Here is a 21721-nt window from a genome sequence, read left to right as displayed (position 1 = left end):
CCCGCCGCCCACGGCAGGCGCGCACCGGCAGCCGGTGGCCGCGCGTCCCGCGCGCCGTCCAGCACCTCCCGTCGGGCCGGTTCCGTCACCAGGGACAGCGGATACTGGTGGGGAAACGGCCCGACTGCTCGACCCAGGAGTCCGCACACATGGCCAGCACCACGGCAGCCGAGGCCCCGGCCGCGGAGACCTCCGATGCCGAGCTCACGATCGGCGGGATGACCTGCGCCTCGTGCGCGGCCCGCGTCGAGAAGAAGCTCAACCGGATGGACGGAGTCACCGCCACCGTCAACTACGCGACCGAGAAGGCCCGCGTGTCCTACGGCGCCGGTACCACGCTGGACGATCTCGTCAGCACCGTCGAGAAGACCGGCTACACAGCCCGGCCCGTAGCCCGCCCCGCACCCGCGCCGCACGGCCCGGCACCCCAGGGCGAAGCTCCGGCCCGCACCACCTCGGCGGACCGGGCGGGCGAAGGCGTGAATCCCCGCGACGCGGCAGACCGCGAGGGCGCCGATGCCCCCGCCACGGCCGGCCACCACGCTCCCGAACCCGGCACCGCGGCCGGCCATCACACCGCCGATGCCTCCGTCGCTGCCGGCCACCACGCCACCGAACCCGGCGCCACAACCGAGAAGCACGCCGACGAACCCGGCGCCACAGCCGAAGAGCACGCCGAGGACCGGGAGGCCGACCTCGGCCTCACCGCGCTCCGGCAGCGCCTCCAGGTCTCGGGGCTGCTCGCCGTGCCGGTCGTCCTGATGGCCATGGTCCCCGCCCTCCAGTTCGACAACTGGCAGTGGCTCTCCCTCACTCTCGCCGCCCCCGTCGTCGTCTGGGGCGGGCTGCCCTTCCACCGCGCCGCCTGGGCGAACCTGCGGCACGGGGCCGCGACGATGGACACCCTGGTGTCGATCGGCACGCTGGCCGCCTTCTGCTGGTCGGTCTGGGCCCTGTTCCTCGGGGACGCGGGCATGCCCGAGATGCGGCACGGGTTCGACGTCACCGCCTCCGGGTCCGACCCCTCCTCGACCATCTACCTGGAGGTGGCGGCAGGCGTCGTCGGCTTCATCCTGCTGGGCCGCTATCTGGAAGCACGGGCCAAGCGGAAGGCGGGCTCCGCACTGCGCGCCCTGCTCCGTATGGGCGCGAAGGACGTCACGGTCCTCCGCCCGGCCGGGCCACCGGGGCACGGGACCACGGAGGTGCGCATCCCCGTCGGCCGTCTGCTCGTCGGCGACCGCTTCGTCGTGCGGCCCGGTGAGAAGATCGCCACCGACGGGACGGTCGTCGAAGGCTCCTCCGCCGTCGACGCCTCCATGCTCACCGGGGAATCCCTTCCGGTGGACGCCGCCCCCGGCGACTCCGTCACCGGCGCCACCCTCAACGTGTCCGGACGGCTGGTCGTCGAGGCCACCCGTGTCGGCGCCGACACCCAGCTGGCCCGGATGTCCCGGCTCGTCGAGGACGCACAGAGCGGCAAGGCGGCCGCCCAGCGCCTCGCGGACCGCATCTCCGCGGTCTTCGTCCCCGTGGTCCTGCTGATCGCCCTGGGGACTCTGGTCGCCCAGCTGCTCGCCACCGACGACATCACGGGCTCGTTCACCGCCGCCGTGGCCGTACTGATCATCGCCTGTCCCTGCGCCCTGGGGCTCGCCACGCCCACGGCCCTCATGGCGGGCACCGGCCGGGGCGCCCAGCTCGGCATCCTCATCAAGGGCCCCGAGGTCCTTGAGACCGCCCGGAGGGTCGACACGGTCGTCCTCGACAAGACCGGAACGGTCACCACGGGGCACATGACCCTCGGACGCGTCCACACCGCGCCCGGCACGGCCGAGGCCGACGTACTCCGCCTCGCCGGGGCCCTCGAACACGCCTCCGCGCACCCGGTGGCCCGCGCGGTCGCCGCCGGAGCCGCGGCCCGCACGGGCGCGACGCTCGCGGCCTCGGTGGACTTCACCGACGTCCCCGGCCTCGGGGTACGCGGCACCGTCGAAGGACACCACGTACTGGCCGGCCGGCCGCAGCTCCTCGCCGACGCCCGGATCGCCCTCCCGTCCTCCCTGGCCGACGCCCTTGCCGACGCGGCGGGCCAGGGACGCACGACCGTCGTCGTGGCCTGGGACGGACTGGCCAGGGCCGTGCTGGAGGTGGCCGACACGGTGAAGGAGAGCAGCGCAGAGGCCGTCGCGGAACTCCGCGCGCTGGGCCTCGACCCGATCCTGCTGACCGGCGACAACCGGGCCGCCGCGGACGCCGTTGCCCGCGCGGTCGGAATCGACACGGTCCACGCGGAGGTGCTGCCGGAGGACAAGGTCGAGGTCGTGCGGCGCCTCCAGGCCGAGGGCCGGTCCGTCGCGATGGTCGGGGACGGCGTGAACGACGCGGCGGCCCTCGCCGTGGCCGATCTGGGCCTGTCGATGGGGACCGGGACCGATGCCGCGATCGAGGCGGGCGACCTCACGCTGGTTCGTGGAGATCTCAAGGTGGCCCCTGCCGCCATCCGGCTGTCGAGGCGTACCCTGTCCACCATCAGAAGCAACCTCTTCTGGGCGTTCGGCTACAACGTGGCCGCACTGCCACTCGCCGCGTTCGGGCTGCTCAGCCCCATGATCGCGGGTGCGGCAATGGCGTTCTCGTCGGTCTTCGTCGTGACGAACAGCCTGAGGTTGCGCTCCTTCACATGATTTCCACAAAGAGACTTAGATCACACCGATTTGAGGGTAACCATCTGATGGGTTGGTGAGTCTAAGAGTGCGATGCCAAGGATGTCTTGGGGGACGTCCGATGGAGTGTCTTGGGGGACGCTCCTGGCAAGTGTTGGCCGGGGCACGTGCACCGGGGAGCTTTGAGCGGCCCTCCCGTACGTACCCCGGCGGCCGCACAGCAGGACCGAACTGAATACGTACCACCTGAATAACAACGGGAGTTCAGGCTCCCTGCAGACGCCCGGCCGGATCCCGTGGGGGGAATCCGCTCCGGGATATGGGAAACGCCCTGTCCGTCGACCCGTGGGGGGATCGACGGCGGGGCGTTTCTCGCGTGCGCGGCGCGAGCGCGGCAGCCGGGGCAGCCGGCTACCCGTGGAGCCGCGGAGCCTCCGTCGGACCGGGAGCCGCGCCCGGAACGCCGAATCGCCCCGGACACCGCGCTCTGGCTGGAACGAGCGCGGCACGCGGGGCGAAGGATGCCCGGCCGGAGCGGCCGGGGTACAGCAGCGGTTCTAAGGGCTTCAGCGGCCCTCGACCGGGACGAAGTCACGCAGGACCTCGCCGGTGTAGATCTGGCGCGGGCGTCCGATGCGGGATCCCGGCTCCTTGATCATCTCGTGCCACTGGGCGATCCAGCCGGGGAGCCGGCCGAGCGCGAACAGCACGGTGAACATCTCGGTCGGGAAGCCCATGGCCCGGTAGATAAGGCCCGTGTAGAAGTCCACGTTGGGGTAGAGGTTGCGCGAGACGAAGTACTCGTCGGAGAGCGCGTGCTCCTCCAGCTTGAGCGCGATGTCCAGCAGCTCGTCGGACTTGCCGAGCGACGACAGCACGTCGTGGGCGGCAGCCTTGATGATCTTCGCGCGGGGGTCGAAGGACTTGTACACCCGGTGGCCGAAGCCCATCAGGCGGACGCCGTCCTCCTTGTTCTTCACCTTCTGGATGAAGGAGTCGACGTCGCCGCCGTTGGCCTGGATGCCCTCGAGCATCTCCAGTACCGACTGGTTGGCGCCACCGTGCAGCGGGCCCCACAGGGCCGAGATGCCGGCGGAGATCGAGGCGAACATGTTCGCCTGCGAGGAGCCGACCAGACGCACGGTGGAGGTCGAACAGTTCTGCTCGTGGTCCGCGTGCAGGATGAGCAGCTTCTCGAGCGCGGAGACCACGACCGGGTCCGGCACGTACTCCTGGGCCGGGACGGAGAAGGTCATGCGCAGGAAGTTCTCGACGTAGCCGAGGTCGTTGCGCGGGTAGACGAACGGGTGACCGATCGACTTCTTGTACGCGTACGCGGCGATCGTCGGGAGCTTGGCCAGCAGCCGGATCGTCGAGAGGTGGCGCTGCTCCTCGTCGAACGGGTTGTGGCTGTCCTGGTAGAACGTGGACAGCGCGCTGACGACCGAGGACAGCATGGCCATCGGGTGGGCGTCGCGCGGGAAGCCGTCGAAGAAGCGCTTGACGTCCTCGTGCAGCAGCGTGTGCTGGGTGATCTCGTTCTTGAAGGCCGACAGTTCGTCGACCTTCGGAAGGTCACCGTTGATCAGCGTGTAGGCGACCTCGAGGAACGTCGAGCTCTCGGCGAGCTGCTCGATCGGGTATCCGCGGTACCGCAGGATGCCCTGCTCGCCGTCGAGGTAGGTGATGGCGGATTTGTACGCGGCCGTGTTGCCGTATCCGCTGTCCAGCGTGACCAGGCCCGTATTGGCCCGGAGCTTCCCGATATCGAAGCCCTTGTCGCCGACGGTGCTGTCGATCACCGGGTAGGTGTACTCGTCATCGCCGTACCGCAGTACTACAGAGTTGTCGCTCTCGCTCACGTCATCCCTCACCGACGTAGTGCCTCTTCTTCGAGGTGCCCTGACTGTCTCCACCCTCCCCCATTTGGCTCAGGAGAGTGCACTCGGGGTCGTCCATTGGACCTACTGGCGGCACTGAGTGCCGTCAACTTTCTCATCCTGCCCCCTGAGATCCGGTTCCGGAAGGGCTCAGTGATGTTTCCCACCGTTTTGATCGATCATTTTTTCGGAGGAGTCTTCGACCGTTCCGCCGCGGAGCCGGAAATCCAGCGCCGTACAGCGTCTGCCTGCGGAAACAGTGCGGACGGCCTGGCCGATGGCCTTGCGCGAACCGACGAGTACGACCAGCTTCTTGGCCCTGGTCACAGCGGTGTACAGCAGGTTCCGCTGGAGCATCATCCAGGCGCTGGTGGTGACCGGGATGACGACCGCCGGGTACTCGCTGCCCTGCGAGCGGTGGATGGTCATCGCGTAGGCGTGGGCGAGTTCGTCCAGTTCGTCGAAGTCGTACGCGATCTCCTCCTCCTCGTCCGTGAGGACCGTCAGCTTCTGCTCGTCGGCGTCGAGAGCGGTGACGACGCCGACCGTGCCGTTGAAGACGCCGTTCTCCCCCTTGTCGTAGTTGTTCCGGATCTGGGTCACCTTGTCGCCGACCCGGAAGACCCGGCCGCCGAACCGCTTCTCCGGCAGGTCGGGGCGGCCCGGGGTGATGGCCTGCTGGAGCAGCCCGTTGAGATGGCCGGCACCTGCCGGTCCCCGGTGCATCGGGGCGAGAACCTGCACGTCACGGCGGGGGTTCAGGCCGAACTTGGCCGGGATCCGACGGGCCGCGACATCCACGGCGAGCACCCCGGCGTCCTCCGTCTCGTCCTCCACGAAGAGGAAGAAGTCGTCCAGCCCCTGGGTCAGCGGCGGCACTCCGGAGTTGATGCGGTGGGCGTTGGTGACGACGCCGGACTTCTGGGCCTGCCGGAAGATGGTGGTCAGCCGGACCGCCGGGACCGGGCCGCCGTCGGCGAGCAGATCCCGCAGCACCTCCCCCGCTCCGACCGAGGGCAGCTGGTCCACATCGCCGACCAGCAGCAGATGGGCACCGGGTGCCACCGCCTTGACGAGCTTGTTGGCGAGCAGCAGGTCGAGCATCGACGCCTCGTCGACGACGACCAGATCGGCGTCCAGCGGCCGGTCACGGTCGTACGCGGCGTCCCCGCCCGGCTTCAGCTCCAGCAACCGGTGAACGGTGGACGCCTCGGCACCGGTCAGCTCCGAGAGCCGCTTCGCGGCCCGTCCGGTGGGGGCGGCCAGCACCACCTTGGCGTTCTTCGCGCGGGCCAGCTCGACCACGGAACGGACGGTGAACGACTTCCCGCAGCCGGGGCCGCCCGTGAGGACGGCGACCTTCTTGCTGAGCGCGAGCCGGACGGCCGCCTCCTGCTCGGGGGCCAGCGTCGCCCCCGTACGCCGCGCGAGCCAGGCCAGCGCCTTCTCCCAGTCGACGTCCTGGAAGCCCGGCATACGGTCCTCCGGCGTCCGCAGCAGGCGCTGCACCTGGGCGGCCAGGGAGATCTCGGCGCGGTGGAAGGGGACCAGGTACACGGCGGTGACGGGCTGCCCGTCCTCGGGACCCGGCACCTTCTCCCGCACGACGCCCTCGGGGTCCTCCGCGAGCTCGGCCAGGCAGTCGATGACGAGCCCGGTGTCGACCTGGAGCAGCTTCACCCCGTCGGCGATCAGCCGCTCCTCGGGGAGGAAGCAGTGCCCCTGGTCCGTGGACTGCGAGAGGGCGTACTGGAGGCCCGCCTTGACCCGCTCGGGACTGTCGTGCGGGATCCCGACGGCCTGGGCGATGCGGTCGGCGGTGAGGAATCCGATGCCCCAGACGTCGGCGGCCAGCCGGTACGGCTGGTTCTTCACGACCGAGATCGAGGCGTCCTCGTACTTCTTGTAGATGCGGACGGCGATGGAGGTGGAGACGCCGACGCTCTGGAGGAAGACCATCACCTCCTTGATCGCCTTCTGTTCCTCCCAGGCCGCGGCGATCATCTTCGTCCGCTTCGGGCCCAGTCCGGGCACCTCGACGAGCCTTTTGGGATGCTGCTCGATGATGTCCAGGGTGTCGACACCGAAGTGGGTGGTGATCCGGTCGGCCATGACCGGCCCGATCCCCTTGATCAGGCCGGAACCGAGGTAGCGGCGGATGCCCTGGATGGTGGCCGGGAGGATCGTCGTGTAGTTCTCGACGGTGAACTGCTTGCCGAACTGCGGGTGGGAACCCCAACGGCCCTCCATGCGCAGCGACTCACCGGGCTGCGCGCCCAGCAGCGAGCCGACGACGGTGAGCAGATCGCCCGCCCCACGGCCGGTGTCGACGCGGGCGACCGTGTACCCGTTCTCCTCGTTGGCGTAGGTGATCCGCTCCAGGACGCCTTCGAGGACGGCGGTGTTGGACATGGTGCCGACGGTACCGGGCGGGTCCGACAGCGGGACGCATCGGCCCGGAGCCGGTCGCCCGGATCCCGTCCGCCGGGCACGGACCGGCGGACGCCGGTCGCGTGTCAACGCGACCGTACGGGAGGGGGACGTACGAGCAGGGCCGATAAGCGCTGGTCCAGAACGCGCCCGACGGCCAATGATGTGCCCATGGCTCTGACCGACACCCTGCGGCGCGTGGACGCCGACCTTGCCGCCGGACGCATACCCATGGCCCGCATGCGTCTTCGCGGGCTGGTGGCCGCCTACCCCGCGAGCCGGGAGGTGCGCCGGCGCCTGGGGGAGATCTACCGCCTCTACGGCGAACCGGAGCAGGCCGGCCGGTGGATGTACCTGGAGGAGGACCGCGACCCGGCCGAGACGGCCGCCTTCGAGCAGCGGTACCACCTGCCCGCGCCGCGTATGAAGGCCGTGGCCTGGCGCGGACCGGAGTCCCTGGCCGGATCCGCCTTCGCCGAGGAGCAGTTGGCCGCGCTCCGCACAGCGTGCTCGACGGCGGCGGGCCGGCCCGTCGACTGGGACACGGTCACCGGTGAGGAGCAGCCGGAGAGGAGTGCCGCGCTACGTGCCGCAGGGTGCACGGGAGCGTTCCTGCTGGTCGCGGGCTTCCTGGCGATCTGGGTGAACGGGCTTGTCGACCTCTTCGACTGATCTCGCGGTCATGGATCTCGCCTTGCGGGGCTCTCGGTGTCCGGATCGAGGCTGTTCGCGTCCGGCCACGCCCCTCGGCACTCAGCGACCTGGAGAACCTCCCGCAGTGACTCACTGAGGCGACTGGCGAGGAAGTGCAGTTCCACCCCGGTGACCTTCCTGTCCGCCAGCAGGTCGGCGGCGTGGTCGATTAGGTCACCCGCCATGCCGAGCCGGATGTCTTCGATGCTCGCGGCCATCCGTGACACGGGACCGGTGCCGTCCCCCAGCACATAGCTGGGCTTCCCCTCCGCCCCCGTCCCGGGCAGCAACCTGAACGTGTGGCCTTCGTACCGCTTCCCGGTCACGCGGCTGCCTCCGCTCCGTGGGCGGACAGGACCAGCCCCACGTCCACACCCTGCACCGCGTGCCAGACGGTGCGCCGCCCGCGTCGGGCCTCGGCCACCTGCCGCTCGTGCGCGGCGAGGTAGGGCCGCACCAGCGGGCTGTCCTCCCCGCGCAGCGGACGTCGCCCGCTGCCGCGGGTGGTGGGGCCGGCCGCCTGCATGCCGGGTTCCGGTGGGGCGGGGGCGGGTGCGAGTGCCTTGCACAGCCGCCGCAACGGCGACTCTGCGAAGCGACGGACGAGTTCTCTCATGACGGCGTGCTCCTCACTCTGACTGCTTACCCACGAACGGATGCGTTCCGTAGCGAACTCATCACAGGGTGGGGCTGCGCGTGACTACGCTCCAGGGGTTCGGGCTTGACAGCCTGCCTGTCAGGAAAGGAACTGAGCCGGTGGCGGAGGAGCGGAAACCCCGCACGCAGAGGGAGAAGTACGGCGAGGAGATCAGGCTGCGACGAGTGGCGGCGGGCCTGACACAGGAGGCTCTGGGCGGCCAAGTCGTATGCTCACCGACGCTGATCAGCCACTACGAGGCGGGGCGACGGCTGCCGAAGCCGGACGACGCTCGCCGTATCGATGTCGCGCTGAACACTGATGGCTTCTTCGCCCGCTGGACGGAGGATCTGGAATCCAAGTTCCCCCACTACTTCGCGGAGGTGGCGGAACTGGAGCGCGAAGCTACGGAGATCCGTCAGTACGGAGCGGCGCTCATCCCTGGTCTGCTGCAAACAAGGGACTACGCCAGAGCCGTCTACAGGGCGTATCACCCCAACTATCGAACCGACGACCTTGACGAGTTCCTTGTCAACCGTCTTCAGCGCGGCCAGTTGCTCACCTCATCATCAACTCCCATCGCCTGGACACTGCTCGACGAGGCAGCGCTGAGGCGAAGGATCGGCGGACGTCAGACCATGGCGGACCAGCTGCACAAGGTGGCCGACATGGCCGAATCGGGTCGCCTGCGCCTTCACGTCCTGCCGTTCGCATCTGGGGCTCATCCGCTTCTCGAAGGTTCTGTCTACTTGCTGAAGTTCTCGGACGCAGCACCGCTGGCATACGTCGAGGGGCTGCACAGTGGACAACTGCTCGACAGTCCAGCACGGGTTGACGCCTGCCACACCGCCTACACACTCGCCCTGGGCGCTGCGGCCCCGAGCGAGGATTCCGTGGCCCTCGTCAGATCCATCGCAGAGGAGCACGAGCATGCCTAGCACCGACCATGGCATTGCCTACGCCGGAACACTCGGCAGTTGGCGCAAGTCCAGCTACAGCGGGGGATCGGGCGCCGAGTGCCTGGAAGTCGCCGTCGGAAACCCCGATGTCCCCGTGCGTGACAGCAACTCTCCACACGGGCCCGTCATCACCTTCTCCGCCCCCCACTGGACAACTTTCGTCGCCGCCGTCGTGGACGGTCAGTTCGACATCTGAGTGCCCCCGGCGCTCGGGCCCCGAAGCTCGGGATTCGAAGGCCGGAACGGGCCGGTTCACTCTTTCGTGGGTACGGGGACGAGTCCGGGCCCGACGCTTGAGCTTCGGGATTCGGGGGCCGGGACACGGGCCCCGAGGTTCGAGCGATGCTTACTTCCGGGAGGGAAAGGAAGGGGGTTGGGAAAACCTCCCCACCCTCCCGAACCCGTCACGGCCAGCAAGTATGACTAATCGTGACCAACTTGCAGCGCGGCGTCACGACTGCTTACGGTGCGCTCAACGAATCGACCCCGACGCGGTGTTGTCGCACCGGCCGGGGCCTCACCCCAAGATCGAAAGAGCGATCTCGTGGCTACCGAGAACCTTAGTCCCGCCCTGCCTGCACCCGCAGCTTCGCGCCCTTACGCCAAGGCTCACCCCGGCTACGGCAAGCGCACCACACCCGAACAACGATCGCCCCGACCCGATGACTTCGCGCTGCTCCCGGAGCGGGAGCGGTACGTCGCCGGGTACGTCGACCGGCTGCCCGAGGGGGGCGCCATGGACGTCAAGTCGCTGGCCAAGTCACTCCCCCTGTACGGCCAGATGGCCGTCGGCAGCGCGTTGCGCGCCCTGGGCGTGGCCGGTCATCTGCGGCGCGTACGGTGCCAGGTCGTGGGCGAGGGCGGCCAGAGCCGGTGGGTCACCCGCACCTTCTGGTCCCGCACCGCCCACGACAGCGAGTGGTGGGACACCTTCACCCGGACCGGTACCGTCGGCCACCAAGCCGCCTCAGTGAGCGGCCCGGATGAAGGCGAGCCGGTAAAGCCACCGCAGTCCTCCCCCGCATCGCCCCCGCCTCTCGTACCCCCGCAGCGGGCAGCCTCCACGAAGAGCCAGGCCGGTCACTCACCCGCCTACCTCGCCCTCGCCCGACTCGGCCGTACCGACCCGCGCCTGACCCTGTCCGCAGCTGACTGCACGGTGCTCGAAGGGCTGGCCGCCGCATGGCTGGACCGGGGCGTGAACACGGACTACCTCGTCCAGGCCCTCACCGCCGGACTTCCCGCCCAGGTCGGCTCGCCCATCGGCTTCGTACGCCGTCGGCTCACCGACAAGATCCCGCCACGCCTCCCTGTTGAGAATTCGACAGCCGCCCATGCGGCACATGTTCACCGCGTCATGATGGAGTGCACCGAATGCGGTGTGCCCGGCCCGCCCGAAGCCCTCCCCGACGGCCTCTGTCGCCCCTGCCGCACGTCGTCCGCGCCGAATGTTGACGCAGCAGCCTCGAGCGCCACCGCCGAAGGACCCGCAGGCCCGGACATCCACGCAACGGTCGCCAACCTCCGCAACCTGATGCGAACACCCTGACCCTGCCCGAAACCGGACGGCAACCCGGGCCGGCCTCGGGCAGACGGTAAAACTCGGCGATACCGTCTTGGTATGGCAACCGAGCGCTTCTCGATCAGCATGCCCGCCGAAATTCGTGACCGGATCAGAGAACACGCCGCAGACGCCGGACTCGATGTCTCCACATTCCTGACCATTGCCGCGCAGGCACAAATGGATCAACAGGATCGCGTCAGGGAGATCTTCAAGCCCTACAAGGAAGCCCGCACGGAAGCCGAGAAGCTGGCGGGTACCGGCACATGGGCAGGGGACGAGATCGAGCTGAGCAGGCAGGAGCAGGCGGAGGTGGACGCGCTTTTCGGCCGTCCGTCACAGGGTGAGGCCACGGCGTGAACCTGGTCGCCTACGACGGGGGCATGCTGCTGGCTCTGGTGGACCAGAACCCTCGGGCGCCCGCCCCGCACAAGGGCTTCGTCGCGGCCGGCGGGCACCAGCCGATCGTGCCCGGCCCCGCCCTGTCACAAGCCTGGCGTACGAGCCCGAAAACCGCTTACGCCTGGCGGTGGCGGCGGGAACGCACACCCGCCGCCACCGCCACCAGGCCGTCACGAAGCCCCGTCGGCTACGGGCGCTTCCCCTTCGCGTCCACGACCGCACGCTGGAGGACCGCTGTGGTCCCCAGCACCTGGCCGGCCTCGATCTTGTCGATCGCCTTCGTCGCCACGTTGCGCACCCCGATGAGTTCGAGGGTCTTCTTGTCGAAGATCAGCTCATCGCGGACCCCCGGGTTGTACGAGTCGTAGCGCGCCACCGCGACACCGTGACGGCCCTCTGCGTTGACCGCGTCGGGCACGACGACCACACCGGGGATCTTCGCGGCGGCGCGGAAGAACGCGGCGCTGACGTCCGGCGGCATCATCGACTCGTGGAGGAGGTCACCGACGAGGACGAACGCGTCCTGGTCGGGATTGCGCTCCTCGTCGCTCTCGTCCCCCTGGGAGCGCAGCCACTTCAGCATGGCGTCCGCGTCCGTCGGCAGCGCCTGGAGGCGCCGGTAGTGGGTGCTCGTCCCGTAGCCGGGCTCACCGGGCGCCGGGGCGGGTTCCAGCTCCCTCCCGTCGCTGAACTCGTCGCCCGGCTCCCGGGTCAGTCCCGGGCGGGTGCCGTCCACGGACCTCCAGATCTCGCGCTCGTGGAGGGGCTCGAGCTCGGCACCGATGTCGTCCGACATCGTCGCGTAGGCGACCAGGCTCCGGATGTAGACGAACTGGTCGTCCCGGATGTCGTCCGCCGGTGACTGCGCCGCGACCGTCGCGATGCGGTCGAGCAACGCCGCCGCACCGCCCTTGGTGTCGCCGTTGACCAGGGGGGCGAAGGCGTAGGTCGCCCTGCCGTCCCTGCCCACCGGGGTGCCGGAGCCGGAGCCGCCGTCCCCTCCGGTCACCGTCACTCCCGTGATCACGGCGAGGGCCAGTACGACCGCGATCGCGGGTCCCGCGACGACCGGCCGCGACCACCTCCTACGGCGGTTCGTCGTCCCGTCCTCGGCGTGGGCCTGCCTGATCTCGCGCATCACATGCTCCTTGAGCTGACGGTGACGGCCCGGGGGGAGGTCCCTCTCGGGGAGCGACGAGGTGTCGTGCGTCATCGGTTTCCCTCCTGCATGGGCAGGGCCGCATCGGTGCGGCCCTCTTTCATCTGTCCGGCGGCGCGCAGCGGTTCCCCCCGCTCGGCGGCTGCCGCGAGCTTCCGCCGGGCCCTGGACAGCCGCGAGCGCACCGTTCCCGTGGGAATGCCGAGCGCCTCGCCGGCCGCCGTGTAGTCGAGGCCCTCCCACACACAGAGCGCCAGCACCTCGCGCTCGTTGCGCCGCAGCGTGTCCAGGGCCAGCCGGACGGCGGCCAGCAACTCCGTGTCGTCGATCCGGCTCGCGACCTCGTCGGCGAAGTCCCCGACCGCGCCGCCCTGGGGGCCCGGGGGCAGACGTGACATCGCGGCGGCGTGCCGGGCCGCAGCCCGCCTGGTGTTGCGCACCATGTTCGTCGCGACCCCCAGTAACCAGGGGCGCAACGATCCGCCTTCGGCGTTCACCCGGCCCCGCAGCCTCCACGCTTCGAAGAACGTCAACGAGACCACGTCCTCGGCCATGGACCAGTTCCCCGTCAGCCGGAACGCGTGGTTGTAGACGGAACGCGCGTATCTGTCGAACAGGTCGGCGAAGGCATCCTCGTCGCCGTCCCGGATGCGGACCCGCAGTGGTCTCTCCATGTCCCCTTATCTGTCCGGGGGTTCGGGACGGTTCCCGTGACTCAAGTCACTGCAGCGGCTTCGGCCGACAGCATCTTCTGTGGGGTGGAACAAGCTGCCACCCTGGCCCCCTGGTGTCAGTGGGGACGTCTATCTTCGGCCCATGACACAGGTGGACACCGCAGCGTTCGATCACGAGTGGGCTCGCTTCGAGTCATGGCTTTCGGCGCATTCGCCCGCCGATCGAGCGGCCTTGAGAGAGCCGGCGGCCCCCAAGGCGATAGCCGGGCTGGAATCGCGGCTGGGCTTCGCCCTGCACCCGGAGCTGAGGAGGCTTCTGGAGCTTCATGACGGCGCGGCCCCGCCTGTTGCCGAGCCGGGCTCGTTCCCTCTGCCCGCCGGGACCTTTCTGCCGTTGGGGCACCGCCTGAGCGGTGTGGACGACATGGCGATGATGCACGAGATCCTCGTGGGCGTCGGCGAGAGCAACATCGAAGCCGATCTGTGGGAGGACGAGGAACTGGCTGTGAATCTGCACCTGTGCGTGCCGATCGCCCTGCCGAACGACGGGGGCGTCGCCTTCGTCGATCACCGCCCGGGGCCTTCGTACGGGCACGTGTACGAGATGGGCATCGGGTCGGGCGACCTCGACGGCACGCTCTGGGCCACCGGTCCGGCAGAGCTCTTCCGGGTCCTGGCCGACTCCCTGGAGACGGGTTCCCCCTTTCTGTACTACCGGCCGTCGACCTACGAACACGAGTCGGGCCACCACTGCGTCGAGTGGGAGATCGAAGCCTGACCCCCGGCACCCCCGGCACCCCCGGCACCAAGGCGACCGGGAGGCCGCTTCTCCCCTCAGGGCCCTTCGCGTGCGAAGGGGTCGAGAAACACACCTCGGCCACACCCAGGAAGGGCCCTCATCGGTCCTCGGACGGGTCTTGGGCAAGGGAACGAGTCCCGCACGGGGGGTCAGACCCTGGCGCTCCCCGGACGCTCCCGAACGGGACCCCAGGCAGCTCCCACACCGGCCCTGAGCTGCACAAATGGCCTCTCAGAGACTAGAGTCGGGGTCTCGGGAAGGGGGTTCCGGGTGGACCGGAACATACGCTCGGTGGACGACGTACTGAAGCTCATGGACAGCCTGTTCACGCCGGAGGCCGACCGGTGGACCGATGACGCGAGCGGCTGGTGGGACGGGTTCTACGAGGACCGCTCGAAGCCCGTGCCGTTCTTCGTGGCGAAGCCGGACGAGAGCCTCGTGTCCTACCTCGGCCAAGGTCTGATCACGCCCGGCCGTGCCCTCGATCTCGGCTGCGGACCGGGACGCAACGCGCTGCACCTCGCCTCGCGGGGGTTCGAGGTGGACGCCGTCGATCTGTCACCCCGGGCCATCGCCTGGGCCGGGGAGCGGGCCGGTGAGGCAGGAGCGGACATCCGCTTCCACTGCGGGGACGCCTTCGCCGAGGACGCGCCTGCCGGGCCGTACGACCTGGTCTACGACTCGGGCTGCTTCCACCACCTGCCGCCCCATCGGCGCGTCAGCTACCTCCAGTTGGTGGAGCGCAGCCTCGTCCCCGGCGGCCATCTCGCCCTCAGCTGCTTCGCGTCCGGCGCGATGGGTTCCGAGCTGCCCGACGCCGACTTCTACGGCGGTACGGGGCTTCAGGGCGGCCTCGCCTACACACCCGATTCACTGCGCTGGATCTTCTCCGGGATGGAGGAGATCGAACTGCGTCGGATGCGGGACGAACCGGCCGACTCCCCGTGCTTCGGTGAGGACTTCCTCTGGACCGCGCTGTTCAGGAAGCCGAACGGGCCCGATTCCCTCAGGCGTTGACCGTCGTGGCCTCGACCAGTCGTTGACCGTCGTGGCCTCGACCCCGGTGTGCAGCACGCGCAGCGGCAGCAGCGTGAGCGACGCCGCGCTCCTGGCGCTCGCTCCGGCGTGGTCCGCGTCCCCCGGGGGCCGGGCACGGCGAGCCCCCCGGTGACGACCAGGGGGCTCCTCCTCGCGGGCCGAAGCCCAGCGGTCACACCGTGAGCTTCACAGCCTCGAACCAGCTCTTGTTGTCGGTGGTGCCGACGAACATGTACTCGGGCCGGCTGTTCTTGCAGTACTGCGGGCCCCAGCCGCCGCCGCGCAACCTGGCCGAGTGGCAGACGCTGCCCTTGCCGACGTTCATGGCGAAGCCCGTCATGTACGGGGCGCCCTGCTTCGAACTGCCTATGTAGTTGTTCTTGCCGTCTGCGACGAGCGCCGTCCAGCTCGGGGCCCACTTGGCGTTGCCGCTCGTCGAACCCTGGTCGTGCAGCAGGGCGTTGGCGGAGGACCCGCCGACGTTCCACACCGCGATGTTGAGGGCCGTGATCCGCTTGCCCTGGCCCGCCGTCCCGGCCATCGTCCCGTCGCACACCGGAGCCTGCCAGCCGCTCCCGGACACGAAGGCCCGGTAACAGATGTGCCGCCCCTCGGGGTCGGCCTCGGCGAGGCTGCTCAGCGCGCCGGCAGCCGTGTTCGACGGCGCCTTCGCCGTCACGGTGGCAGGGGGCTTCCGCTCAGGCGTGACCGGCGGCGGTACGACCGCCGGTTTGGTGACCGGTGACTCGGACGGCTTCTCCTTCACCTTCACCTCCACCTGCTCCTTCTCCTTCTCCTTCTCCTTGCTCGGAGTCACGGAGGGGCTCGGCGACTTGCTGGTGTAGGTCTCCGGGTGCTCGGAGCGTTCGGTGCCCACGACCGTGCCTGCCACGTTCTGGGTGCGGTCCTTCTCGGGCTCGGGATCGTCCTGGCCCGCCACGAGGAACGGTACGGAGACCAGGATCGCGCCGATGATCGCCGCCGCCGCCAGTATCGATTTCTTCGGCCGGCTGCCGAGCGGCTCGGTTTCCGTGCGCGTACCCGCGCCCGCGCTGCCGCTGACCGCCGCCGCCGCGACTGCGGTGTCCGGGGACCCGTCGACGGTACCGGTGGCCGCGGGCGCCGCGGCCGGGTCGGAGGCGGACGCCGCCGGAGCCGAAGCCGGCTTGGTCTCCTCGGAGTTGGCCGGTGCCGGTTCTGGCGCCTCTGCCGCCGACGGCTCCGGGACACCGGTGCCCCGCGTGCCACCGGTGCCGGAAGCCGTGGCGGCGGCTCCGGCGGCACCCGCCCGCTTCGCGGTCCGCGTCCGGGCGTCCGCACCCTCGAGAGCCCCGCTCTCGGGGCCCCCGGTCTCGGGGCCCCCGCTCGTCATGCCCTGTGCGCCGGCGTCCGGGTCGGCCGCCGTGGACGACGTGTCCTTGCGGCCGGCCGTGCCGCCCGGCCTCAGGGCGTCACCGGGGTCCCCGGCCGCCCCTTCCCTCGGCACCGCCCGGCGGGCCGGATCCGGCGGGCTCCCGGACGCACCGGACGCACCGGAGGACGTGCCCGAACTCGGCGGTATGCGTCTGGAAGGATCATGCTCACGTGCCATGCAATTTCCTTACTCATATGTGGGTCCGGCGTCGTGCCGCACTCCGCACCCACGGACGACCGGACCTCAGTCTCCCCCGGCAGACAGGTGAGCGAAGTCCCCGGCTGAGCAAGCATATTGGCAGGCAGTGAGGGCTGCCACGCATGAACGGTCCGGGCCCGGGACGACGGTACGGGAACTCCGTCGGCCATGGTCGGCCGGCCGAGCCTGCCACCGGTGGCCGGCCGGCCCGGCACGCCGGCTGACCGGAGTCGGTGGAGCCCCCCTCGTCCCCGGCGGGGGACGGACCCGGTCGGGGACGGACCCGGCCGCCTCAGTCGATGACCGCCGTGACCTCGATCTCGACCAGGTGCTCCGGGATGTCCAGGGCGGCCACGCCCAGCATCGTGGCCGGCGGTGCCGAGGTGGTCCCCAGCCGTGCGGCCCCCCGGGAGATTCCCTCCAGGAGCAGGGGCATCTTGTCGGGGGTCCAGTCGACGACGTGGACGTTCAGCTTCGCCACGTCGTCGAAGGAGGCTCCGACACTCTTCAGCGCGGTGCCGACGTTCACGTAGCACTGCTCGACCTGGGCCGCGAGGTCGCCTTCGCCGACCGTGACGCCGTCGGCGTCCCAGGCGACCTGTCCGGCGACGTAGACCAGCTTCGAACCGGTCGAGACCGAGACCTGCCGGTAGACATCGATCTCCGGGAGTCCCGTGGGGTTGGTCATGGTGACGGCCATGCTGTTCTCCTCCTTGCCGCGAAGCCCTGACGGGCCGCACGTGCTCTCTTGTGGTTACTCAGGAACTGTAGGAGAGTGGCGGCTGACATGGAAGAACGCACTTTTTAGTGACAGGGGAACCTCATGGTGACCAAGCAGCTCAGCGGCTCGCCCGAGGAACAGGCCGACCTCAGGCGTGCGGATTCGCTGGCGCGGGAGATCTTCTCGGACGTCGCCAACAAGTGGGCGCTCCTGATCATCGAGGCCCTGGGCGACGGCACCCTGCGCTTCAGCGAGCTGCGGAGCGCGGTGGAGGGGATCAGCCACAAGATGCTCACCCAGAACCTGCGCATGCTGGAGCGCAACGGCCTGGTCGAGCGCACCGTGTACCCCACGGTCCCGCCGAAGGTCGAGTACACCCTGACCGGACCGGGTCAGGGGCTGCGGAAGACGGTCGACGTGATGTGCGACTGGACCCACCGGCACATCGGCCACATCGAGGCGGCCAGGAGCGGCTTCGACGGCGACTGAGGTCACGGACGAGTGCAGGGAGGTTCCGCGGACCGCCCGCCCCGGAACCCGGTCACCCGCCGCTCAGGGAAACGTCAGACCGAGGTGCCGGTGGAGCGCTTCCCTCTGCCCGGGTGTGGCGAGGACCATGATGCTGTCGTAGCCGGCGCCCGGCTCGCGCGCGAAGCCGACGTTCCGCCATGAGCGCGGGTCGTCGCCGTGTGCGGTTACGGCGATGGCCCGGCAGGCCGCCTCGTGGTCGTAGTAGTCCACTGCGAAGTGCTCGGCCGAGAGGGACACCGGCTCGCCGTCCCTCTCGAACTCGAGGGTGTCGAAGCGGCCGCCCTCGAATCCGCCTTCGCCCTCGACGACCCGGACCCCGGAAATGGCGACTCTGCCGCCGGCGGCCTCGGCGGCGTCCGCCAGAAGGCTCGCGTAACCGTCATGGATGGAGTCGATGTCGTCGGCGTGGACCGAGACCGCCACGCCGAAGCTCTCCAGCGCCTGGGCCGCCGCGTACTGGTCCAGTTCGTCGTCCGCGTAGACGGCGGCGCGATCGAGGACGCTGCGCATCTTCTCCTCGGACACCATGCCGGTCTCGTGGAGGAGCGCGCCGACGCGCCTGTAGGTCATTGACGGATGCTTCGGCATGCCGGTGATCCTGCCAGACCCGCGCCGGGCTCCGCCGCACCGCGGACGTACCAGGAAAGCGGAATGGGGCCCGGCCCACAGGCCGGACCCCCCTCGCTATCCCCCTCCGTCGGGCTTCCCGATCCCCCCGGACCCCTCCCCGGAAGTCCCGACGCTGAGTACGACCGGGGAGGGTACGCAAAGGTTGCACGCCTTTGCGATCTCTTTACCTCCGGTCGTTCGAACCGCTCTCAGCAGGCATGTTCCAGGTACCGGGCGGCGACCTCGCCGATCACTTCGGCGCCGTCACGGGCCCAGAGCTCCTCGTTGAAGATCTCGACCTCGATCGGCCCGTCGAAGCCCGTCGCCTCGACCTGCCGGCGCATCGTACGGAAGTCCACGCAGCCGTCGCCCAGTTGGCCACGGCCCACCAGGACGCCCGCCGGGAGCGGAGTGATCCAGTCGGCCAGCTGGAAGGAGTGGATCCGCCCGCCCGCGCCCGCCCGCGCGATCTGCGCGGGCACCTGGTCGTCCCACCAGATGTGGTAGGCGTCGACGACCACACCGACCTGCTCGGCCGGGAAGCGCTCCGCGAGGTCCAGGGCCTGGGAGAGGGTGGAGACCACGCAGCGGTCCGAGGCGAACATCGGGTGCAGCGGCTCGATCGCGAGACGGATGCCCCTCTCGTACGCGTACGGAGCCAACTCGCCCAGTGCGTCGGCGATGCGCTCCCGGGCGGCGTACAGGTCCTTCTCCCCTTCGGGGAGTCCGCCGGAGACCAGGACCAGGGTGTCGGTGTTCACGCCCGCGGCCTCGTCGACCGCCGCACGGTTGTCGTCCAGCGCGCGGGCGCGCTCGGCGGGGTCGGTCGCGGTGAGGAAGCCGCCGCGGCAGAGGCTGGTGACGGTGAGGCCCGCGTCCTTCATCAGCTGCCCGGCGCGCTCGACGCCGTACTCCTGCACAGGAGCGCGCCACAGGCCGACCTGGCCGATGCCGGCCTTGGCGCAGCCTTCGACGAGCTCCGGCAGGGACAGCTGCCGGACCGTCTCCTGGTTGATGGACAGGCGGGACAGCTCGGTGCTCATCGGCTTCCTCCTTGGACGGTCAGCAGCGCGCGCATGCGCGCCTCGGCCAGCTCGGGGTCCGGGAACAGGCCGAGACGGTCGGCCAGTTCGTACGCCTTCGCCAGGTGCGGCAGCGAGCGGGCGGACTGCAGGCCTCCGACCATCGTGAAGTGGTCCTGGTGGCCCGCCAGCCAGGCGAGGAGGACGACGCCCGTCTTGTAGAAGCGGGTCGGGGCCTTGAACAGATGGCGGGAGAGCTCCACCGTCGGGTCCAGGAGGGCACGGAAGCCGTCGACGTCCCCGGTGTCCAGGACCCGCACCGCGTGGGCGGCCAGCGGGCCGAGCGGGTCGAAGATACCGAGCAGGGCGTGACTGAAGCCCCGGTCGTCGCCCGCGATCAGCTCGGGGTAGTTGAAGTCGTCGCCGGTGTAGCAGCGCACCCCGCTCGGAAGCCGGCGCCGTACGTCGATCTCACGCTCGGCGTCCAGGAGCGAGATCTTGATGCCGTCGACCTTGTCCGGGTGCTCGCCGATGACCTTCAGGAAGGTGTCCGTGGCGGCGTCGAGGTCCGAGCTGCCCCAGTAACCCTCCAGTGCCGGGTCGAACATGGGGCCGAGCCAGTGCAGGACGACCGGTTCCGTGGCCTGGCGCAGCAGGTGCGCGTAGGTCTCCAGGTAGTCCTCGGGGCCCTTCGCGGCGGCGGCCAGCGCGCGGGAGGCCATCAGGATGGCCTGGGCCCCGGAGGCCTCGACCAGGGCGAGCTGCTCCTCGTACGCGGCACGCACCTCGGGCAGGGTCGCGGGCCCCGTGAGCTGGTCGGTGCCCACACCGCAGGCGATCCTGCCGCCGACGGACTTCGCCTCGGCGGCCGAGCGGCGGATCAGCTCCGCCGCGCCGGCCCAGTCCAGGCCCATGCCCCGCTGGGCGGTGTCCATGGCCTCGGCGACGCCCAGGCCGTGGGACCAGAGGTGGCGGCGGAAGGCGAGGGTGGCGTCCCAGTCGACGGCGACGGGGTCGTCGGGGCTGATGTCGGCGTACGGGTCCGCGACGACGTGCGCGGCGGAGAAGACCGTACGGGAGGCGAGCGGCGCCCCGGACGGCGCGAGGTCGAGCGGGGTGGCCCTGGGTTCGTACGGGCCCTGCGGCAGGTGGATGGTCACAGGCTCAGCTCCGGGACGTCGAAGCGGCGGCCCTCGGCGGAGGACTTGAGGCCGAGCTCGGCGAGCTGGACGCCCCGGGCTCCGGCCATGAGGTCCCAGGTGTAGGGCTCGTCGAGGACGATGTGGCGCAGGAAGAGCTCCCACTGGGCCTTGAAGCCGTTGTCGAACTCGGCGTTGTCGGGCACTTCCTGCCACTGGTCGCGGAACGGCTCGGTGACCGGGAGGTCCGGGTTCCAGACCGGCTTGGGAGTGGCCGAGCGGTGCTGGACACGGCAGTTGCGGAGGCCCGCGACGGCGGAACCGTGGGTCCCGTCGACCTGGAACTCGACGAGCTCGTCGCGGTTGACGCGGACCGCCCAGGAGGAGTTGATCTGGGCGACGGCTCCGCCCGCCAGCTGGAAGGTTCCGTACGCGGCGTCGTCGGCGGTGGCGGCGTAGGGCTTGCCCTGCTCGTCCCAGCGCTGCGGGATGTGCGTCTGCACGTGCGCGGAGACGCTCGTGACCTGGCCGAACAGCTCGTGCAGGACGTACTCCCAGTGCGGGAACATGTCGACGACGATGCCTCCGCCGTCCTCCGCGCGGTAGTTCCAGGAGGGACGCTGGGCGTCCTGCCAGTCGCCCTCGAAGACCCAGTAGCCGAACTCGCCGCGCACGGAGAGGATCTCGCCGAAGAAGCCGCCGTCGATGAGGCGCTTCAGCTTGAGCAGGCCCGGGAGGAAGATCTTGTCCTGGACGACGCCGTGCTTGATGCCGGCGTCGCGGGCGAGGCGGGCCAGGTCGAGTGCGCCCTCGACGTCGGTGGCGGTGGGCTTCTCGGTGTAGATGTGCTTGCCCGCGGCGATCGCCTTCTTGATCGCCTCGACGCGGGCCGAGGTGACCTGGGCGTCGAAGTAGATGTCGATCGATTCGTCGGCGAGCACCGCGTCCAGGTCGGTCGACCACTCGGTGAGGCCGTGCTGCTCGGCGAGCGCCTCCAGCGCGTGGGCGCGGCGGCCGACGAGGACGGGTTCCGGCCACAGCACCTCGCCGTCACCGAGATCGAGGCCGCCCTGCTCGCGGATCGCGAGGATCGAGCGCACCAGGTGCTGCCGGTATCCCATGCGTCCCGTGACGCCGTTCATGGCGATGCGCACTGTCCTGCGTGTCACGAAGTTCCTCCATACAGCCG

General features: G+C 70.0%; 21 protein-coding genes. 9 read left to right on the top strand and 12 right to left on the bottom strand.

Going from position 1 to position 21721, the window contains the following annotated elements; translation table 11 throughout:
• Positions 1-149: 149 nt before the first annotated feature.
• Positions 150-2687, top strand: a complete 2538-nt coding sequence (locus OO67_RS10855) for a heavy metal translocating P-type ATPase (RefSeq protein ID WP_033299254.1) — start codon at positions 150-152, stop codon at positions 2685-2687.
• Between the two features lie 545 nt (positions 2688-3232).
• On the opposite strand, the gene OO67_RS10850 is transcribed toward OO67_RS10855, so the two are convergent.
• Together OO67_RS10850 and recD2 are read right to left on the bottom strand one after the other, a co-directional pair.
• Entirely contained in the window at positions 3233-4528 is a 1296-nt protein-coding gene (locus OO67_RS10850) for a citrate synthase (RefSeq protein WP_033299253.1), read from the bottom strand.
• A gap of 168 nt (positions 4529-4696) precedes the next feature.
• On the bottom strand, positions 4697-6958 hold the full coding sequence (gene recD2, locus OO67_RS10845; protein WP_033299251.1) for an SF1B family DNA helicase RecD2: 2262 nt from the start codon (positions 6956-6958) through the stop codon (positions 4697-4699).
• 189 nt (positions 6959-7147) lie between these two features.
• On the opposite strand from recD2, the gene OO67_RS10840 reads away from it, so the two are divergent.
• Positions 7148-7648 (top strand): DUF6584 family protein, encoded by a 501-nt coding sequence (locus OO67_RS10840; RefSeq protein ID WP_033299249.1) that lies wholly within the window; start codon positions 7148-7150, stop codon positions 7646-7648.
• 8 nt (positions 7649-7656) lie between these two features.
• On the opposite strand, the gene OO67_RS10835 is transcribed toward OO67_RS10840, so the two are convergent.
• Together OO67_RS10835 and OO67_RS10830 are read right to left on the bottom strand one after the other, a co-directional pair.
• The gene (locus tag OO67_RS10835; RefSeq protein ID WP_033299247.1) at positions 7657-7995 is read right to left on the bottom strand and encodes a hypothetical protein; all 339 of its coding nucleotides are present in this window, start codon (positions 7993-7995) and stop codon (positions 7657-7659) included.
• Positions 7992-8285 (bottom strand): hypothetical protein, encoded by a 294-nt coding sequence (locus OO67_RS10830; RefSeq protein ID WP_033299245.1) that lies wholly within the window; start codon positions 8283-8285, stop codon positions 7992-7994. The genes OO67_RS10835 and OO67_RS10830 overlap by 4 nt, the downstream gene beginning before the upstream one ends.
• A 140-nt stretch (positions 8286-8425) precedes the next feature.
• Here OO67_RS10830 and OO67_RS10825 point away from each other — a divergent pair, with 140 nt between their 5' ends.
• The 4 genes from OO67_RS10825 (at position 8426) to OO67_RS10810 (ending at position 11186) form a co-directional block, all read left to right on the top strand.
• Positions 8426-9244, top strand: a complete 819-nt coding sequence (locus OO67_RS10825) for a helix-turn-helix domain-containing protein (protein ID WP_033299487.1) — start codon at positions 8426-8428, stop codon at positions 9242-9244.
• Positions 9237-9461, top strand: coding sequence for a DUF397 domain-containing protein (locus OO67_RS10820; RefSeq protein WP_033299243.1), 225 nt, complete (start codon positions 9237-9239; stop codon positions 9459-9461). Before OO67_RS10825 ends, OO67_RS10820 begins: the two co-directional genes overlap by 8 nt.
• Positions 9462-9809: 348 nt before the next feature.
• Entirely contained in the window at positions 9810-10814 is a 1005-nt protein-coding gene (locus OO67_RS10815; protein ID WP_033299241.1) for a hypothetical protein, read from the top strand.
• 72 nt (positions 10815-10886) lie between these two features.
• A complete protein-coding gene (locus tag OO67_RS10810; RefSeq protein WP_033299240.1) occupies positions 10887-11186 on the top strand; it encodes a hypothetical protein in 300 nt (99 codons plus the stop codon).
• Between the two features lie 229 nt (positions 11187-11415).
• Here OO67_RS10810 and OO67_RS38545 read toward each other — a convergent pair whose 3' ends face one another.
• Together OO67_RS38545 and OO67_RS10800 are read right to left on the bottom strand one after the other, a co-directional pair.
• A complete protein-coding gene (locus tag OO67_RS38545) occupies positions 11416-12441 on the bottom strand; it encodes a CU044_5270 family protein (protein WP_033299238.1) in 1026 nt (341 codons plus the stop codon).
• Positions 12438-13061 carry an RNA polymerase sigma factor gene (locus tag OO67_RS10800; protein WP_033299237.1) on the bottom strand — a complete coding sequence of 208 codons (624 nt, stop codon included), beginning with the start codon at positions 13059-13061 and terminating at the stop codon, positions 12438-12440. The genes OO67_RS38545 and OO67_RS10800 overlap by 4 nt, the downstream gene beginning before the upstream one ends.
• A gap of 232 nt (positions 13062-13293) precedes the next feature.
• Here OO67_RS10800 and OO67_RS10795 point away from each other — a divergent pair, with 232 nt between their 5' ends.
• Both OO67_RS10795 and OO67_RS10790 read left to right on the top strand, forming a co-directional pair.
• Positions 13294-13839, top strand: coding sequence for an SMI1/KNR4 family protein (locus OO67_RS10795; RefSeq protein WP_244300125.1), 546 nt, complete (start codon positions 13294-13296; stop codon positions 13837-13839).
• Positions 13840-14130: 291 nt separating this feature from the next.
• Positions 14131-14877 (top strand): class I SAM-dependent methyltransferase, encoded by a 747-nt coding sequence (locus tag OO67_RS10790; RefSeq protein ID WP_033299235.1) that lies wholly within the window; start codon positions 14131-14133, stop codon positions 14875-14877.
• Positions 14878-15070: 193 nt separating this feature from the next.
• On the opposite strand, the gene OO67_RS10785 is transcribed toward OO67_RS10790, so the two are convergent.
• Both OO67_RS10785 and OO67_RS10780 read right to left on the bottom strand, forming a co-directional pair.
• Positions 15071-16489, bottom strand: coding sequence for a hydrogenase expression protein HypA (locus tag OO67_RS10785; protein WP_051709271.1), 1419 nt, complete (start codon positions 16487-16489; stop codon positions 15071-15073).
• Between the two features lie 313 nt (positions 16490-16802).
• Positions 16803-17210 carry a RidA family protein gene (locus OO67_RS10780; RefSeq protein WP_033299233.1) on the bottom strand — a complete coding sequence of 136 codons (408 nt, stop codon included), beginning with the start codon at positions 17208-17210 and terminating at the stop codon, positions 16803-16805.
• A gap of 123 nt (positions 17211-17333) precedes the next feature.
• On the opposite strand from OO67_RS10780, the gene OO67_RS10775 reads away from it, so the two are divergent.
• Positions 17334-17720 carry a winged helix-turn-helix transcriptional regulator gene (locus OO67_RS10775; RefSeq protein ID WP_033299232.1) on the top strand — a complete coding sequence of 129 codons (387 nt, stop codon included), beginning with the start codon at positions 17334-17336 and terminating at the stop codon, positions 17718-17720.
• A gap of 63 nt (positions 17721-17783) precedes the next feature.
• On the opposite strand, the gene OO67_RS10770 is transcribed toward OO67_RS10775, so the two are convergent.
• The 4 genes from OO67_RS10770 to OO67_RS10755 form a co-directional block, all read right to left on the bottom strand.
• Positions 17784-18332, bottom strand: coding sequence for a hypothetical protein (locus OO67_RS10770; RefSeq protein ID WP_244300123.1), 549 nt, complete (start codon positions 18330-18332; stop codon positions 17784-17786).
• Positions 18333-18580: 248 nt separating this feature from the next.
• Positions 18581-19414, bottom strand: coding sequence for a sugar phosphate isomerase/epimerase family protein (locus OO67_RS10765; protein ID WP_033299229.1), 834 nt, complete (start codon positions 19412-19414; stop codon positions 18581-18583).
• Positions 19411-20553, bottom strand: a complete 1143-nt coding sequence (locus tag OO67_RS10760) for a dihydrodipicolinate synthase family protein (protein ID WP_033299228.1) — start codon at positions 20551-20553, stop codon at positions 19411-19413. Before OO67_RS10760 ends, OO67_RS10765 begins: the two co-directional genes overlap by 4 nt.
• Positions 20550-21701: a Gfo/Idh/MocA family protein gene (locus OO67_RS10755; protein ID WP_033299226.1), complete on the bottom strand. Its 1152-nt coding sequence runs from the start codon at positions 21699-21701 to the stop codon at positions 20550-20552. The genes OO67_RS10760 and OO67_RS10755 overlap by 4 nt, the downstream gene beginning before the upstream one ends.
• Positions 21702-21721: the final 20 nt, after the last annotated feature.

The organism is Streptomyces atroolivaceus (genome assembly GCF_000717025.1).
GTDB lineage: Bacteria > Actinomycetota > Actinomycetes > Streptomycetales > Streptomycetaceae > Streptomyces > Streptomyces atroolivaceus.
This window is presented reverse-complemented; position numbering and strand designations above follow the sequence as displayed.

Coding starts and splice junctions, on each gene's coding strand:
- OO67_RS38545 (WP_033299238.1), bottom strand. CDS start 12,441: ATGACGCACGACACCTCGTCGCTCCCCGAGAGGGACCTCCCCCCGGGC.
- OO67_RS10775 (WP_033299232.1), top strand. CDS start 17,334: ATGGTGACCAAGCAGCTCAGCGGCTCGCCCGAGGAACAGGCCGACCTC.
- OO67_RS10830 (WP_033299245.1), bottom strand. CDS start 8,285: ATGAGAGAACTCGTCCGTCGCTTCGCAGAGTCGCCGTTGCGGCGGCTG.
- OO67_RS10820 (WP_033299243.1), top strand. CDS start 9,237: ATGCCTAGCACCGACCATGGCATTGCCTACGCCGGAACACTCGGCAGT.
- OO67_RS10840 (WP_033299249.1), top strand. CDS start 7,148: ATGGCTCTGACCGACACCCTGCGGCGCGTGGACGCCGACCTTGCCGCC.
- OO67_RS10770 (WP_244300123.1), bottom strand. CDS start 18,332: ATGACCTACAGGCGCGTCGGCGCGCTCCTCCACGAGACCGGCATGGTG.
- OO67_RS10785 (WP_051709271.1), bottom strand. CDS start 16,489: ATGGCACGTGAGCATGATCCTTCCAGACGCATACCGCCGAGTTCGGGC.
- recD2 (WP_033299251.1), bottom strand. CDS start 6,958: ATGTCCAACACCGCCGTCCTCGAAGGCGTCCTGGAGCGGATCACCTAC.
- OO67_RS10810 (WP_033299240.1), top strand. CDS start 10,887: ATGGCAACCGAGCGCTTCTCGATCAGCATGCCCGCCGAAATTCGTGAC.
- OO67_RS10855 (WP_033299254.1), top strand. CDS start 150: ATGGCCAGCACCACGGCAGCCGAGGCCCCGGCCGCGGAGACCTCCGAT.
- OO67_RS10765 (WP_033299229.1), bottom strand. CDS start 19,414: ATGAGCACCGAGCTGTCCCGCCTGTCCATCAACCAGGAGACGGTCCGG.
- OO67_RS10800 (WP_033299237.1), bottom strand. CDS start 13,061: ATGGAGAGACCACTGCGGGTCCGCATCCGGGACGGCGACGAGGATGCC.
- OO67_RS10780 (WP_033299233.1), bottom strand. CDS start 17,210: ATGGCCGTCACCATGACCAACCCCACGGGACTCCCGGAGATCGATGTC.